Origin of the sequence: Paraburkholderia phenazinium, from assembly GCF_900100735.1 — a bacterium.
Lineage (GTDB): Bacteria > Pseudomonadota > Gammaproteobacteria > Burkholderiales > Burkholderiaceae > Paraburkholderia > Paraburkholderia phenazinia.
In genome coordinates, this window is the sequence record NZ_FNCJ01000001.1 from 15,326 (window position 1) to 30,275 (window position 14,950).

The 14,950-nt window shown below is 61.0% G+C and carries 12 protein-coding genes and 4 riboswitches; of the genes, 1 reads left to right on the top strand and 11 read right to left on the bottom strand.

Features of this window, described 5'->3' with window-relative positions; all coding sequences use genetic code 11:
* Positions 1 to 14: 14 nt before the first annotated feature.
* The 9 genes from BLQ92_RS00085 to BLQ92_RS00125 all read right to left on the bottom strand — a co-directional run bounded on the left by BLQ92_RS00085 (position 15) and on the right by BLQ92_RS00125 (position 10,039).
* A complete protein-coding gene (locus BLQ92_RS00085) occupies positions 15 to 2,006 on the bottom strand; it encodes a proton-conducting transporter transmembrane domain-containing protein (protein ID WP_090680270.1) in 1,992 nt (663 codons plus the stop codon).
* Positions 1,996 to 2,805, bottom strand: coding sequence for an NADH-quinone oxidoreductase subunit B family protein (locus tag BLQ92_RS00090; protein ID WP_090680271.1), 810 nt, complete (start codon positions 2,803 to 2,805; stop codon positions 1,996 to 1,998). The genes BLQ92_RS00085 and BLQ92_RS00090 overlap by 11 nt, the downstream gene beginning before the upstream one ends.
* Positions 2,806 to 2,817: 12 nt before the next feature.
* Entirely contained in the window at positions 2,818 to 4,305 is a 1,488-nt protein-coding gene (locus BLQ92_RS00095) for a hydrogenase large subunit (protein WP_090680274.1), read from the bottom strand.
* Positions 4,302 to 5,777, bottom strand: a complete 1,476-nt coding sequence (locus BLQ92_RS00100) for a proton-conducting transporter transmembrane domain-containing protein (protein ID WP_090680277.1) — start codon at positions 5,775 to 5,777, stop codon at positions 4,302 to 4,304. The genes BLQ92_RS00095 and BLQ92_RS00100 overlap by 4 nt, the downstream gene beginning before the upstream one ends.
* A 2-nt stretch (positions 5,778 to 5,779) precedes the next feature.
* Positions 5,780 to 6,460: a hydrogenase gene (locus tag BLQ92_RS00105; RefSeq protein WP_090680279.1), complete on the bottom strand. Its 681-nt coding sequence runs from the start codon at positions 6,458 to 6,460 to the stop codon at positions 5,780 to 5,782.
* A gap of 6 nt (positions 6,461 to 6,466) precedes the next feature.
* Positions 6,467 to 7,414, bottom strand: coding sequence for a respiratory chain complex I subunit 1 family protein (locus BLQ92_RS00110; protein ID WP_090680283.1), 948 nt, complete (start codon positions 7,412 to 7,414; stop codon positions 6,467 to 6,469).
* A 237-nt stretch (positions 7,415 to 7,651) separates the two neighbouring features.
* A riboswitch (Fluoride riboswitch) is annotated at positions 7,652 to 7,723 on the bottom strand.
* Positions 7,724 to 7,773: 50 nt separating this feature from the next.
* Positions 7,774 to 8,142, bottom strand: coding sequence for a DUF190 domain-containing protein (locus tag BLQ92_RS00115; protein ID WP_090680284.1), 369 nt, complete (start codon positions 8,140 to 8,142; stop codon positions 7,774 to 7,776).
* Between the two features lie 261 nt (positions 8,143 to 8,403).
* Entirely contained in the window at positions 8,404 to 9,696 is a 1,293-nt protein-coding gene (gene eno, locus BLQ92_RS00120) for a phosphopyruvate hydratase (protein ID WP_218133024.1), read from the bottom strand.
* Positions 9,674 to 10,039, bottom strand: coding sequence for a DUF190 domain-containing protein (locus tag BLQ92_RS00125; protein WP_090680290.1), 366 nt, complete (start codon positions 10,037 to 10,039; stop codon positions 9,674 to 9,676). Before BLQ92_RS00125 ends, eno begins: the two co-directional genes overlap by 23 nt.
* Before the next feature lie 196 nt (positions 10,040 to 10,235).
* A riboswitch (Fluoride riboswitch) is annotated at positions 10,236 to 10,303 on the bottom strand.
* Positions 10,304 to 10,427: 124 nt separating this feature from the next.
* Positions 10,428 to 10,500, top strand: a riboswitch (Fluoride riboswitch).
* 145 nt (positions 10,501 to 10,645) lie between these two features.
* On the opposite strand from BLQ92_RS00125, the gene BLQ92_RS00130 reads away from it, so the two are divergent.
* Positions 10,646 to 11,422 carry a hypothetical protein gene (locus tag BLQ92_RS00130; protein ID WP_090680293.1) on the top strand — a complete coding sequence of 259 codons (777 nt, stop codon included), beginning with the start codon at positions 10,646 to 10,648 and terminating at the stop codon, positions 11,420 to 11,422.
* A 93-nt stretch (positions 11,423 to 11,515) separates the two neighbouring features.
* Here the strand turns inward: BLQ92_RS00130 and BLQ92_RS00135 are convergent, their stop codons facing one another.
* Positions 11,516 to 13,066, bottom strand: a complete 1,551-nt coding sequence (locus BLQ92_RS00135; RefSeq protein ID WP_090680295.1) for a MutS-related protein — start codon at positions 13,064 to 13,066, stop codon at positions 11,516 to 11,518.
* Complete coding sequence (locus BLQ92_RS00140; protein WP_090680298.1) at positions 13,063 to 14,598, bottom strand: MutS-related protein; 1,536 nt, start codon at positions 14,596 to 14,598, stop codon at positions 13,063 to 13,065. Before BLQ92_RS00140 ends, BLQ92_RS00135 begins: the two co-directional genes overlap by 4 nt.
* 257 nt (positions 14,599 to 14,855) lie before the next feature.
* A riboswitch (Fluoride riboswitch) is annotated at positions 14,856 to 14,918 on the bottom strand.
* Between the last annotated feature and the right edge of the window lie 32 nt (positions 14,919 to 14,950).

Sequence of the window (14,950 nt, forward strand, 5' to 3'; positions counted from 1 at the left end):
CCACTCAAAGCAGGCTATACGAGTGTCAACGCCAGTATCGCCACAAGCAGACCGCCGACCAGTGCGAGATAGAAGTTCAGGTTGCCGGACTGTAATGCGCGCAGCCTGTCGGCACACCACGTCACGATCCGGACTGCTGGCTCGAAGAGATGCCGCTCGAAAAGGTCCGTCACGCCCTCGGAAAACACCAGTCGCTTGATGAAATATTCGCGCTGCGCATGTTCGCGCTCGGTGCTCATGGTCGGCTGATACACGAAGCTGTAGAACGTGCGCATCGCATTCGAGAACGTCAGCGGCGTAGTTAGCGCATCACGGCCATGCTGGGTCATGCCGCCAAACCAGACCGCCGTGCGCCGCACCGGGCGCGTTCTCGTGAGCCGCAACAGCGCGAGCGGGATGAGCGCCAGCAACGGCATCACGATGATGAGCTTCGACGGCGAGATAAAGGCAAACTTGTCGGTCAGCGGCACCAGCAGCCATCCCGATACCATTGCCTGGGGACTGTTGGCCTGAAACAGCGTCTGGGCTCCGCTCGCCAGCGCGTTGAGCCACAACGGCGCACCAACGGCCACCGCAAGCACGCAAAGCCCTAGCACGCCGACGGCCACGGCACTTCGCCGGGGCACCGGACGTTGATAGTCCGGGTCCGGCATTCCCAACAGTCCCAGCCCGAACAGCTTGATGAACGTCGCCAATCCCACCGCTGCAGCGAGTGCGAGGCCCGCACCGGCCAGCACTAGCGCAAGACGCCCGGTAAAAGCCGATAGATGAAAGCCTTGAAACACCGACTGGAACACATACCACTCGCTGACAAAGCCCGCTTGCGGGGGAATCGACGCCAGACTCATCACAGCGAACAGTGCGCCGAGCCCCAGCATGAAGCCGCTGTTTCTGATCCAGCCGCGCGGCACGATGTCGTAATTGCCTGTCGACGCCTGAATGCCGTCGGCGACCAGAAACAGCGCGCCTTTGGCAAGCGAATGTCCGGCGAGATGCAACAACGCGACGGTCCACGCGAGGCCGGCGAGATCGTTCAGATGATCGCTGCGAAAGAGTTGCGTCACGCCGAGCATCGCCACCGCAATCGACGCGTTCTCTGCGGACGAGTAGCTGAGCAACGCTCTCCAGTCGTCCTGCTGGAAAGCGAACAGGATCGCCAGCACCGCGCTGACAACGCCAATCGCGATTGCGACCACGCCGAGCCCGAACGCCGTGCCGCTATCGTGAGCGACGCCCAGCCAGCTGTTCCAGCCGCGGCTCAGCGCGAAATAGGCCGCATTGAGTACGACGCCGGAGAACAGCACGCCCGTCGCACCACTGCCGCTCGAGTACGCACGCGGAAACCACTCGTAGAAAGGGATGAGGCCGAGCTTCGCGCCGAAGCCGATAAGCAACGCGATACCGGCCGCCCACGACAGAAGCGCTGAGGTCTGCGGCGCATGGGCGCTGAATGCGCCGAAGCCGATGGTGGCCGACGCGTGGTCGAGTAGCAGAATCGCGAAGACCAGTGCAATCGCGCCCACCTCGAGCAGCGCGAGCATGAGCAGCACGGGTTTGCCACCGGCTTCACGCGCGCGCTCGCCGGCGAGCATCACCGCTCCCCCCAGGCTCATCACCTCCCAGGCGACGAGCATCGACATGCCGTCCTGCAGACCGAACACACCCAGTGCGCCGAGCAGGCTCAGCGATGCCCCCGCCCACCACGTGCCAGAACGGCCCGAGAGGGGCGAGCCAAGCCAGCAGGCGAAGATCGCCGGTACCAGACCGAAGCCGAGCAGCCAGAGCGCTGCGGGGTCGAGCGCGAAGGCGATGCGCTGCGAAGCGAGTGCAAACGGAAATTCAATGCGGGGGGGTGCGGTGGGCAAAGCGATCAGACACGCAGCGACGCCCAGCACGCAGCCGGCGCTCAGCAGATATCGGAGCAACGGCCGGAGTGAGCGCATCGGCGACAGAATGGCGGTGGCGAGCCACAGGGCGCTCGCCGCCAGAATCAGGTCAACGCTCAAGCTGCCCTCCTCGCATCCGTTGCTCCGCACGACCGACTATCAACAGCAAAGCATGAATGATCGCAGCAGGGTTAGGCGGACAGCCCGGCAGGTAGACGTCGACCGGCAAGACGCCGTCGAGGCCGCTGCCGCAAGCGTAATTTCCTCCGCTGACGCCACCTGACACCGCGCATGTCCCTGTCGCGATGACCCACTTCGGATCGGGCATCGCCTCATACGTCGCCAGCAGCGGCGCACGCATCGCGTGGGTCACCGGCCCGGTGACGAGCAGGACATCGGCCGCGCGCGGTGACGCCGTGAAGAAGATGCCGAGCCGGTGCAGGTTGTAGAACGGATTGTTCAAGGCCTGAAGTTCCGATTCGCAACCATTGCACGACCCCGCGTCGACATGGCGGATATGCAGACTGCGGCGGAATGTGCGGCGCGTCCGTTCGACCACCTCGCGTGGCACGCGGGAAGCGAACGCCTCGTCCCACACGAGGTCGTCTCGACTGGTCACACCAACCGCCCAGTCCGCCGATGGCGAGAAGGCGTCTGTGGGACACACTTCGGTACATCGCTGGCAGACGATGCAGCGGCCCCAGTCCACCTCGGGCGGCGAGTGCTCTCCCGGCCTCGCGAAAAACGTGATCGCGTGCGTGATGCATGCCTCGGCACACGCGTCGCAACCCTCCCGGCACCTGGCCGGATCGTAACGCGGCATGCCGAGCAAGCCCTTCTGACCGTGCGCATCGCCCTTGAGCGGCCATTCGGTACTTGCGCTGCCGCTCGTCAGCCCAAACCAGGTCCATAGAGACATAGTCGCTCCGTCCTATCGCGCACAGCCCGAAATAGTCAAACCGAAACTCGCTTCGTTGATCGCATAGTCCATCATGTTGCTGTCGTGCACGGTGAAGGGAAACACCCGCCAGTTGGAAAACGAGGGCGACTTGATCTTCGCCCGCGCAATGCGTGACCTGTCATCGAGATGCAGCGCGTAGAGCACGGTGCCCCGTGACGATTCCGCCCAGCCGAGCCCCTCGGCGTTCGGCGCGCAGCGGCAAAGCTCCAGTAGCGGCCCAGCGGGAATGCCGTGCATGATCGCGTTGTCGAGCAGCACCAGACTCGTCCGGAGTTCCGCGATCCGCACCTTCATCCGGGCAAACGCGTCGCCCTCGCTGCGGGTCGCGACAGCGGGCGGCAGTTCATCGTACGCGGCGTACGGGTGATCCCGCCTGAGGTCCCGGTCGACGCCTGATGCCCGTTCGACCGGTCCAGTCGCGCCCTGATCGAAGGCGAGCTGCTGACTGAGCGGTGCCGTGGAAATGAGCCGATCGAGATGACTGGTGGTCCGTTCGATCAGGTCGACATACCGCTCCAGTGCGGGGCGGAGCGCCGCGACGCCCTCGGCAATCGCCACCACGTCCAGATCGCGGCGTACCCCGCCGGGCCACACAATGCTGCGCAGCAAGCGGCTTCCGCAGGCCAGCGCATTCATTTGTTTGGCGCGCTCCTCAAGCAGCTTGCCCTGGGCCTCGCCGACCTTCAGCGTGGTCGTGTGGCACAAGTGCCCAAGGTAATGCAAATGATTGTAGGTACGCTCGAGTTCCGCTGCGATCACACGAAGCCACCGTGCGCGAGGCGGCACGACGCAGCCTGCGGCGTCTTCGACCGCCTGCGCATACGCGAGTGCATGCGCGAAGCTATCGATGCCCGCAACGCGCTCCGCCAGCAGAATGCCCTGTTCGATGTCCATTCCCTCGAACTGCTTTTCCATTCCGCGATGCTTGAGGAACAGATTCGGGTGATAGTGGAGAATGCCCTCACCAACGTAGTAGAAGATGAACTGGGCAGACTCGACGACATCGGCGCGCACGGGACCGAAAGGCAATAACTGCACGTGCTTGCCGGAGACTTGAGGCAGTGTCGGGGCCGGTAGCGAACCCGCGATGCTCGCCTGCGATGCATCCACCGGCTCGAGCGGGCCGCGCGCCGTCGGCGGCAAAAATGCGGTGACAAGGCGCTCGGGTTCGGGATGTCCGGCAAACGCGACGCCGCTCATTTCCATGATCTCGCGCTCGTACCAGCCGAGCAGAGGGCACCTGCTGGCAAGGCTGGGAACCGGCGCGTTGCCCGTCTCGATGCGCCAGCTCACGAACTCGCGCCGGCCAGGTGCCGTCGCGATATAGCGCATTTCCGGCGCGTCCGGTCGCGGGAACCACGCGTACGCGGCCTGCATGCGTCCTCCGCGACCGAGCAGATCGTCGGTGGCCGCGCCGAGTCCGGCGAGCGTGACTTCCTTGAGCGCGCAGTTGTTCATCGCGTCTGCCCTCCCAGATCCGCGGCAACCATTTCAAAGAAACGCCACAGGTCCTGCGGCCACCACACACCGAGGACCAGTACTGGCACAAAGGCGAGCCACATCGGAACCGTCATCCATGCGCTGGCGCTCACCGTGCGCTCGACCTTGTACACCTCGCCCACGCGCCGGGCTTCGAAGTACATGGCCCTGAAGTGGTTGAGAAAGCCGATGAAGATCACGATCAGCAGGAGCAACATCACGATCACGGCCCAGACGTTCGAGCTCGTCATCCCTGCACGCATCAACGTCAGTTCGCTTAGAAACAAACCGAACGGCGGCGCTCCCGTAATCGCTACTGCGCCGGCCAGCCACAGTGCGCCCGTGACAGGAAAGCGGTCCCATACGTGGCGGATTTCACCCATGTCCTTGGTGCCGAACACGCGCATCACGTTTCCGGCACCGAAGAACATTAACGACTTGTTCAGCGAATGGTTGAGCATGTGATACAGGACCGCAGCAATCGCGAGCGGGCCGCCGAATCCCAGGCCGAGCGCCAGCACGCCCATATGCTCGACGCTGGAATACGCCATCAGCCGCTTGACGCCCTCCTGACGCACGATGAACAGCGCGGCGACAAAGAGCGAAAACGTGCCGAAGGCGACGAGTACGGTGCGTGGCAGCAACGAGGAACTGGCGGCATCGGTGATCGTCAGGAAGCGCGCGACGCCAAGCATCGCCGTATTAAGAAGCGCTCCGGAGAGCATGGCGGACACAGGCGCCGGCCCCTCACTGTGTGCATCCGGCAGCCACGTATGCATCGGTGCGAGGCCAGCCTTGGTGCCATAGCCGACCAGTACGAGCAGGAACGCCATCTGGGTAAGCGCGGGATTCATCCTGGGAGCCGCACGGCGCAGCGTGTCCCATGTCATGTCATAAGTCGGGCCGATAACAAGACTGCCAGCCCAGTAGAAAAGCACCGTTCCGAGCAATGCAAGGCTGATGCCCGCGGACACCACAATGATGTATTTCCATGCCGCTTCGATCGCTTCCTGGCCGCGCTCGAAGCCGACGAGGAACGTACTCACGAGCGTGGTCAGCTCGATCGCGATCCAGTAGACACCGATATTGTTCATGATCGGCCCACAGATCATCGTCGCCGCGAAGAGCGCGAAGAGTGCATAGAAGTTCGGCAGTCGCTCACGCTCCTCTGCTAGCAGCCGCATATAGCCAACCGCGTAGATTGAGGCGAGGCAATACACGAGCGCCGTGCAAACAAGGGTCCAGGCGGCCAGCGCATCGACCACCACGTAGTCGCGCAGAAAGCGATGTCCTTCCTTGACAGTGCAGACGAGCGAAACCGCCGCGACCACGCAGACAATCGATGCGGCGAGATTCGTATACTCAGCGACGTGCGCGCGCCGGCTCGCCGCGCAGATTGCTGCCGCGGCGACCGGTGCAACGACGATCACGACGCTCCACGTTTCGATCATGGTCACCCCACCAGCCGTCTGAGTTCACGGCTGCTCGTGCTGCCGACGTGGGCGACCAGATAGCGGACCAGGACACCGAAGCTTACGACTATAACCAGCAGATCGAACAGCAACACCAGTTCGATCAGCATCGGCATGCCCGGCACGAGAATCTGGGAGCCCAGGAAGATACCGTTCTCCAGAATCAGGAGGCCCAGCACCTGACTGATCGCCTCATGCCGCACCGTCAGCATCAGAAAACCTATCAGCTTCATCGAGAGCATCACCGTGAGCGCTAGCACCACCACGGTGCCACCCAGGCCCAGCGCATTGCCCAGATGGTTCGACACGACAAACGCGAAGAGCACCAGCAACGCACCCAGCACGATGCTTGAACTTGGCTGCAGGATCACATGCAATTCCCGCTCGACTTCCAGCCGGATGATGATTCGCCAGATCAGATAAGGCAGCACCAGACCCCGAAAAAAAGCGGTGAGGAGCGCGATCAGATATAGCTCGTGATAGTTGCCGTAGTAGCCCACCGCGCCGGAGAGCGCCGCGATCAGCCACGACTCGGCCATGAACGCGAGCAGATAGTCCTTCAACCAGCGCGAACCCAGCATCACAAACGCAAGCAGCAGGCTGCCAATCGCCAGCAGGCTGAAGAGCGATGCGGCGAGCGGACTCAGGTGGGCGAGCAGCATGGCGTGTCACCGAAGCTGGTTCGCGGCGATCGCAAGCACCGCCAGCATGAACGACGCCGCAAGCGGCTCCTGATACCGGAAGAAGCGCAGCCTGGATTGCGCCGTCTCGACGAGCACGACCACGAGCGCGACCAGCAACATGCGCAGGAAAAGGCCGATCGCCGCACCCAGTGCACCCAGCGCCGTGCCATGCTGCGACAGGCCCCACGGCAGCGTCAGCACATTGCAGAAAATGGTGTAGAGAATGAACTGCTTCATCATCGACGCCCATTTGAGCAGAGCCAGAAGCGGCCCGGAGTACTCGAGGATGCGTGCCTCCTCGATCATGTACACCTCGATGTGCGTGCTCGAGTGGATCGGCAAGCGGTCCGTCTCGACCAGCAACAGGACGAAAAACGCGAAGACGAGAAACAGGTGTGCCGGACTCCAGTACACGGATGGCTGTGCCACAAGCAGATGGTTCACGACGAACGGCAGCATGGCCTTGGCGAGCAGCGTGATGCCGACCAGTACGAGGATCAGCGTGGGCTCCGCGAGAATGCCAAGCATCACCGAGCGGCTTGAGCCAATGCCGCCATAGGCGCTTCCCGAATCCAGACCCGCCAGCACGACCGCAAACGACCCGAATGTCAGAATGAGGCCACCGCCAAGGATGTCACCCATGTCGGAAAGCGGCAGCGGAAAGTCAGTGAGCACCGGGATGAGGATCGGCACCGTGAGCATGCAGGTGAACGCGACTACCGGTGCAGTCCAGTAGATCCACGAGGCAGAGTTGGGCACGACGAGCTGCTTGTGGAAAAGCTTCCACAGGTCTCGATACGGCTGGAAGATGCCTGGGCCGCAGGCGCGTTGCACACGCTCTTCCCATTGCAGGATGACGCCTTGCAGAAGCGGTGACAGTGCGATGACGGTCAACACCTGGGCAATCTGGAGGGCGACGTCGCGCGTGCTCATACCCCCTCCGTGAAGACGAAGGGTTGTTGAACGACACCTTGGGACCGGATTTGAACGCCCGAGCCGATCGCTGCGCGCAGTCGCGGCAATGCGTATGGACGGGGGCGGCAACCATTGCCGCGCGGCGACTCGCTTGCGCATTCCATGTTTTTTGCGTTCTTGTGGGCAACGATATGCCCGGAATGCTCGAAAAGGCGAGCCGGCTGAAAAATGCCTACCGGCCCCGAAGCGCCCGGGGACCCTGTAGGCATCATTAGCCGCAATGCTTGCTAGCGGCGGTTAGGGAGGAATGCCATCTCCACAAAAATCAGTTTTGAGTATAGGTGACGCGCCGACGCATGCAAGGTCCGCGTTTTCTCCTATCCGGTTGACCGGCCGAACAGGGAAAAATGCTTCGACGGTTTGTGCGGGACGTCGTCACCGATCACACCGAACTCGATCGGAAAGCGCATGTAGAAAACGTGTACGTTTTCGGCGCGCACGAGATCCAGAAGCTGCCCGGCTTCCTTTTCAGTCACAGCAAGAATGATCTGCACCGGCTGATCGTCGAGCCTGAGCATGTGGGCCGCATGATGGGAACCCGCGTGGCCGATGCCTTCGGCGCAATTGATGACGGTCGCGCCACCGATACCGAGTTGGCGAACCTCATGCAGCAGCCATTCGCATACGGTCTGATGGCCATGCTTCCTGTTCTGCTCTGTATAGAACGTCAGTTGATAGCCGTTCATCGTGCATCTCCGCCGCCCACCGGTCCTCGCAACTCCGAGCGGCGCGCGCGTGGCTGCGTGCAGTACCCGGAGTAACAACGCGTTGCTCGACCGAGGCAGGCCCGGTCATCCACCGCTTGATTCATTCTAGTTCACAGGCACCACGACACACGATTGTGCCGTGCAGCATCGTTTCCGCGCAGCGGGCGATCCTCCCGGCCGGGCGACGGAACTCGCGCGCGACGCCTCATGACTGGATCCAGCCCTGCCGTCAGGCGTCCTCTATTGGCGCTGCCGGAATGCGTCCTTGCCGGCAAACACGGCGTCCCGCCCCAGCACTCTTTCGATCGCAAGCAAACGGTTGTACTTCGCCACGCGTTCGCCGCGTGCGGGTGCCCCGGATTTGATCTGGCCGCAGTTAAGCGCGACCGCCAGGTCCGCGATGCTCGTATCCTCCGTCTCGCCCGAACGGTGCGAGACCAGGCACGTGTATCCCGAGGACTGCGCGAGCCGCGCAGTGTCGAGCGTTTCTGTCACCGTGCCGATCTGGTTAAGCTTGATCAGTATGCTGTTGCAGCAGCCTTCCCGGATACCACGGCTCAGGAATTTGCGGTTTGTGACGAACAGATCATCACCGACGATCTGCACGCGCCCGCCAAGCTGTGCAGTCAGACTGGCAAATCCCGCCCAATCGCTATCCGCGAGGGGATCTTCAAGCGAGACGATGGGGTACCGGGCTACCCACGTTTTCCAGTAGTCAATCATCTCGTCGGACGACAATGTCAAACCGTCACGCGTCAGGTGATACCGGTCATCGTGATAGAACGACGACGCCGCAGGGTCCAGACCGATCGCGACATCGTCTCCTGGACGATAGCCCGCACGTTCGATTGCACGCATGATCGCTTCCATCGCTGCGACGTTCGAGGGCAGTTGCGGGACGAACCCACCCTCGTCGCCTACGTTCGTCGTCGTCCCCAGTTCTACGAGAACTTCGTGCAGCGCGTGATAGATTTCAGCGCCATAGCGCAGTGCTTCCCGAAACGTCGGCGCGCCGAGCGGCACGAGTTTGAATTCCTGAACATCGGGACCGTGATGTGCATGTTTGCCGCCGTTCAACACGTTGAACATCGGCACAGGCAGCACGTGCGAGTTGGCGCCTCCCAGGTAGCGGAACAGCGGCAACCCACAGGCCTGTGCGGCAGCTTTCGCGCACGCCAGCGATACGCCGAGAATCGCATTGGCCCCGAGGCGACTTTTGGATTCCGTGCCGTCCAGCTCGATCAGGGTCGTGTCAATGCGCCGCTGGTCGTCCACTCGCATACCTTCCAGCGTCTCGGCGATCGATTCGTTGACGTTGCGCACGGCATTTAGCACGCCCTTACCACCGTAGCGAGTGCTATCGCCATCGCGCAACTCAGCGGCTTCGAATTCCCCCGTCGACGCACCGGAAGGAACCGCCGCGCTCGCCTGGATGCCATCCAGCAGTTCCACGGTGACCTCGATCGTCGGGTTGCCCCGGGAGTCAAGCACTTCGTCCGCGGTAATGCGCTCAATCGCTGCAAGCGTGCCCATCGTCATGCTCCTCGCCGTCTCTCACGTCTGCGCCCAGCACCTCGTATTCGATGGGACAGCGCGTGTAGAAGAGTTGAACACCGCCATGTCGGAGGCTATCGAGCAGTGCATCGATGCGTGCATCCTCCGCGGCCACCGTGACCACGACGGGCTGGTCGACCAATTCAAAAAAGCGCGCCGCGTGGTACTTGCCATGCGCGTCGATGCTTTCGCTCACTTCGATCACAGTTGCGCCCTCGATGCCGGCTTCTTTCGTCTTGTCCAGAATCCACTCGACGACGGTCATGTGACTCTTGCGGTGGCTCTGATTGGCTGCGAACAGCGTCAATTGACTGCCTTTCATGAGGCGCTCCAATTGGTTCCCGAAGAATGCATGAACTGTCGCTGCGTGCAGGACGCGCCACGATACGCATTGATGCTTCGCGTGACGGATGCGCACGACCTTGTCGCAATGATGATAAGCATAGGAAACCAGATTCGAGTGAGGTACAAATCTGGACAGCAGGACGCTGGGACATGCTCACGACCTCCTGACTCAGGAACTCGTAGGCATCATCAGCCGGACTTGACCGGCGGTTCGGGGAGGAATGCCATCTCCGGTGCATTCAGTGTAGCAAGGAAAGTGCAGGGCGGTTCGCCCTTCCTGACCGAAAGCTCTGATCAAAAGGCTCGCGACAGAGCTTGCCGCTGCACGCGTTGCAAAGTGCGAACGCGGTGAATAGAATGAATGCGTCGAGACGGGAGATGGCATTCCTCCCTGAATCGCTGCTTGCATATGCTGCGGCTGATGATGCCTACATTTCCCCGGAGGAGGGCTGTAGAGTCGCAACACCCCTCTGTCCGGGTTTGCTTCGCTGTTCGTAATCTGGGCATTCTGACGTGCGCAACTTCTCCCCGGCTTACCCAAATTGCATCTCGCGTGCCGGCGTTTCGGGTTTCACGCGCATGCGTGGTCACGACCTATCCGGGAGACGATGCCTTGCATGAAGCAGGTAACGCCGAATCCGCGCGAACCTTCGTGCTATCGAACGGTGAAGTGGATTTCCTCTGGTGGTTTATTCAGGGCAGCATCATGGACCCCGGCGTGCGCGCGCGCCTTTACTCGCATTGGGGCCTGTGCTCGCGCCATAGCCTCGCCTTCTTTATCGTCGAAGCAGCATTCCGCCCTCATCTGATTCACGGGTGCACGATTCTGTATGGGGAACTGATGCGTCGCGCGATACACGTCCTGGACGATCGTGGCATCCACAGCCTTGTCCCGAGCCGTGTCTCGCGGCACCTCTTGCATGCGCCCGGCCCGTGCCATCTGTGCGACCTCGGCTACCACGAGCGCTCCGAAGGCAATGCGCCACCCGATCGGCTGGCGCAGGGACGGGACATGACGAACGCCGTGCGCTTCGCCGCGGACAACCGGCGTGGATGGCTCCCCTATGTATGCGGCCGGTGCGCAGGGACCGATTCGCCCGTCCTTTGCCGCTTGCATCTGATCGAGGCGATGGAGCGTGAAGGCGCGCAAACCGCAAAGTCCCAGCATGCAAACATCGTCAGCATTTTCGCGCACCTTTCGACGTTCGAGAACGCGTTCCGATGGGATCTGCGGGGCACCGATACGGACGAAGATCGGGGCGCACTCATTGGCGCCATCGGCTGGTGCAGCGGATGGACCGAACTGGTCCGAAGTCTGTTGCCGCTTGAGGGAAAGACATGCAGGCAAAGAACGTCATGACGGCGTCCCGGCTCCGTCCGCTACAGCAATCAGGAAATGGCGAATGCATCGGTCGTGTTCGACCGGACTGATGCCTGCGCGACAGGCGGCACGCTATCCGACCTTCGACAGGTCCGCCGAGGCGGACTCGCCATGCGCTTCCTCATCACCCTGTGACAGAAAAATCCGCCTGTACAGATCTTCTCCGTAGCTGGTCTGCAAGGGCTCGGCCTCGGTCAGTCTGAATGTGCGCTCTCCGTCGGCTCGCCGCTCCGCTCTCAGGAACATCATGCCCTGCGTCTTTTGCTCATGCAGCCCGTGAGCCAGCGCGTACAGGTGTGTCACGAATACGATTTTTACGCGCTTCTGCAGCAACGCCACGATGATCTGTCGCGCGATCTCGGAACCCTCGCGCTCATTGGTTGCGGCAAAGGATTCGTTGCACAACAAAAGTGAGTGTTCCTTGATGTGTTCGACTATTTCGCTCATTCGCTTGAGTTCCTCATCGAGCTTGCCGCTCTTCATTGATGCATCTTCCTCGCGCTTGTAGTGCGTCAAGATCCCGTCGCACACGTTCGCCGAGAACGACGCCGCCGTGACGAACATTCCGCATTGCATCATGATCTGCGCCAGTCCAACCGCGCGCAGGAACGTCGACTTGCCGCCCTGATTGGCACCCGTGATGACGATGAGTTCCTTGCCGTCCCCGTGCACGTCATTGCCGACGGGCGCGCGCCCGGAGCGCAGCGCCAAGCTCGCGTCGTACAACCCTTCGATGGCGTGCTGTCTTTCAATGCGTTCCCGCGGAACCGGAATGCACATGGCGAGATTCCGCCGTGTCAGTTCGTTGTGCAGGTTAACGCACCCCAGGTAGAAAGCCAGTTCGGTGCGCAGCATCGTAAAGAAGCTGAGGATGTGGTCGGCTGATTGCGCAAGCGCATTGGCAACGAGATTGATACCCCGCGCCTCAAGCTCTGCCAATGCACGGGCGCCATTCTCATCTCGATCGGCAATACGGAACGTTAACGAGGGCGATCGTTTTGCGAGCAGCCGTTTCAGAAAATTAGGATCCTTTTCGTGCGGTTTGCGCAGCACGTAGTTGATTCCCTTGTTGCCCGTACCCAGTCCGGCACTGATCAGCACTCCACCGCCGAACTTGAGCTCCTTCAGACATTGCCGGATCGCCACAAAATACTCGTCCGTCAACTCGCGCTGGATCATCGCGAAAAACTGGGCAAACCCTTCTGACTGGAACTGCCCGGCCTGCGAGTCCGCCACCGTCCTCAGCGTCTTCAACACGCCGACAAATTGCTGGATCATTTCCCGCGCACCGTACAAGACCGAACTGGCTGACGACGAAAAGAAACTGTAGTAACTCTTGCGCTCTGTTTCGATCGCCTCGATCGCGATGGCGTAGAGCTGTCGCACGGTGGCTTCGTGAATGATGCAGTCGTCGAGAATGGTCTGGCGCCAGATAATTTCGTCGAGAATGACCGAGCTGACCGGGACGACCCGCCTGATGACGTCGTAGAGAAACGGGTCGCCCTGCGCCATCGTCTGATAGAGCGTGTTCAGTTCCAGGTCCTGCACCAGCGCCGGCTCGTTCCACTCGGCCTCGCGGCGCATATTGAAGTCGCGGTCCCTGTAGAGGAGATATGCCTTCATAGCCCGAGCCGCTCCTTCAGATGGTCATAGGTCAGGCCATAGTGTTCTGCGACCGACACCGCATATGCACGACCGTCAGCGGGTTTTCTTCTTACCCGGTAGGTGCGGGAAGCCGGGTCCCCCGGCTTGATCTCGCTGACCATGCTCACGACCTGTTCGCCGAGGTGCGCGAGCTCCTCGATGAAGGTCACGCAAACGCACAACGGATCGCGCTCCAGTATCTCGCCGATGATTTTCCTGCTCAGGAAGAGTGCGTCAGTCAGCGTTGTCGAGCTGAAGATCTCATTCATGATGATGACGCTGCGCGACGTAGCGTGCGTCATGATGTGATGAACGCGCATCAGGTCGTCCTGAAGCTTGCCACGCAGATCTTTAGTATTCTCTTCCCGTTCGAAATGCGTAAACAGCCGGTCATACAGAAAGAGCGTCGCGTTGCGACCAGGAACTGGACAACCGATCCTCGCCAGATAATGCAGTTGACCAAAGGTGCGAGCAAAGGTCGTTTTCCCGCCGTTGTTAGGACCCGACACAACGATCAGGCGTTCTTCGCCATTGAGATGAAAATCATTCTGGACGACCCGCGCGTTTTCGCTCGTGAGCTTGTGCGCGAGCGCCAGATCGAATGTCTCGTCGCAGCGCACAGCTTTGCTGCGGGATGACACGCGCGGGTAGCAAAAGCACAGGCCCGCCGCTTCGCAGATATTGATGTAGCCGCGGTATGCGAAGTAGAACTGGATTTCGCGATCGAACGTCCGGATCGTGGCATCGAGATAGCTCGAGTTGTTCGCGCAGTATGTGGCGAGCTCCACGAACTCATGCGGGTACAGTTGGGCGACGAAATCCAGGACGTGGGCTTCGACGTGATTCATGTCCATCCAGTCACGCAACTCGACGCGATGATCCTTGACTACCCCCTGCTTGAATTTTTCGAAGATCTGCAGAACGTCGGTGCTGTAGTCAATTTCCGCATCGTAATGGCGTACCGTGACGGCGTTTCCCTTGATGAGCACGCAATATCGAATCGCAGAGAGGCGCTTCTTGATATGGTCCGCGTCATGTGCGAGAGACTGAAAGCGCTCCGATGCAACATATCCAGTCAGGTATTGATGAAACGTCGTTAGTCCTTTCGACGTGGGCGCCGCCAGCGGCAGATGCCGGGCAAAGGCCGCAAGTGTTTCGCAATAGACCACGACCGCTTCGAGGAACCACCACTGCTTCTGGAGCAGGTAGTGGAGCTTTTCCGCCTGTAGCAGGTGCTCGCGCACTTTGCGCATGCCCTGGGCGAAAGCATTGATGCTGTCGAGCACATCAGCCTCGTCGAGGTCTTGCATGACCTCGTGCCGATACATGATCGCGTCCTCACGCGACAGCTCGGTATAGAAGAACGGCTTCAGGTTGTAGTCGTTCCATCCGATCGTGACTGCCGAGACAATCTGGTCGAGATTGAGATCGCTAAAAAAATCTGGCTCCGGCACGTCATCGCGCTCTGGTCCATCCTCTGGTTTTTCGAACAGGATGCTGTGAAAGACCATGCGTACCCCCTTCCTGTTTGGCAGCCGCACATGCGCCTGCAACCAGATTCCGTCGACCGCGCGAGATACTAGTTCCACGCGGCGCGATGGAGTCTGAGCAGAGATTCCAACGTCCAGCCGCGCGCTCGACTGCAATCAGTGAGGCGGACAGACGTTATCGGTACGGTGATGAAAACTGGGAGGGGACGCCAACTTGACGATGGCGCGCGCTTCAGACAAACGAAGCAAGTCGAGGCGTGCCCACAGTGCCCTAACCCAGGCCTGTAGGCATCATTAGCCCCTGCGGGCGGTTATGGAGGAATGCCATCTCCACGTCAATTCTCAGTCTACGCCGTGCAACACGAGGATACAA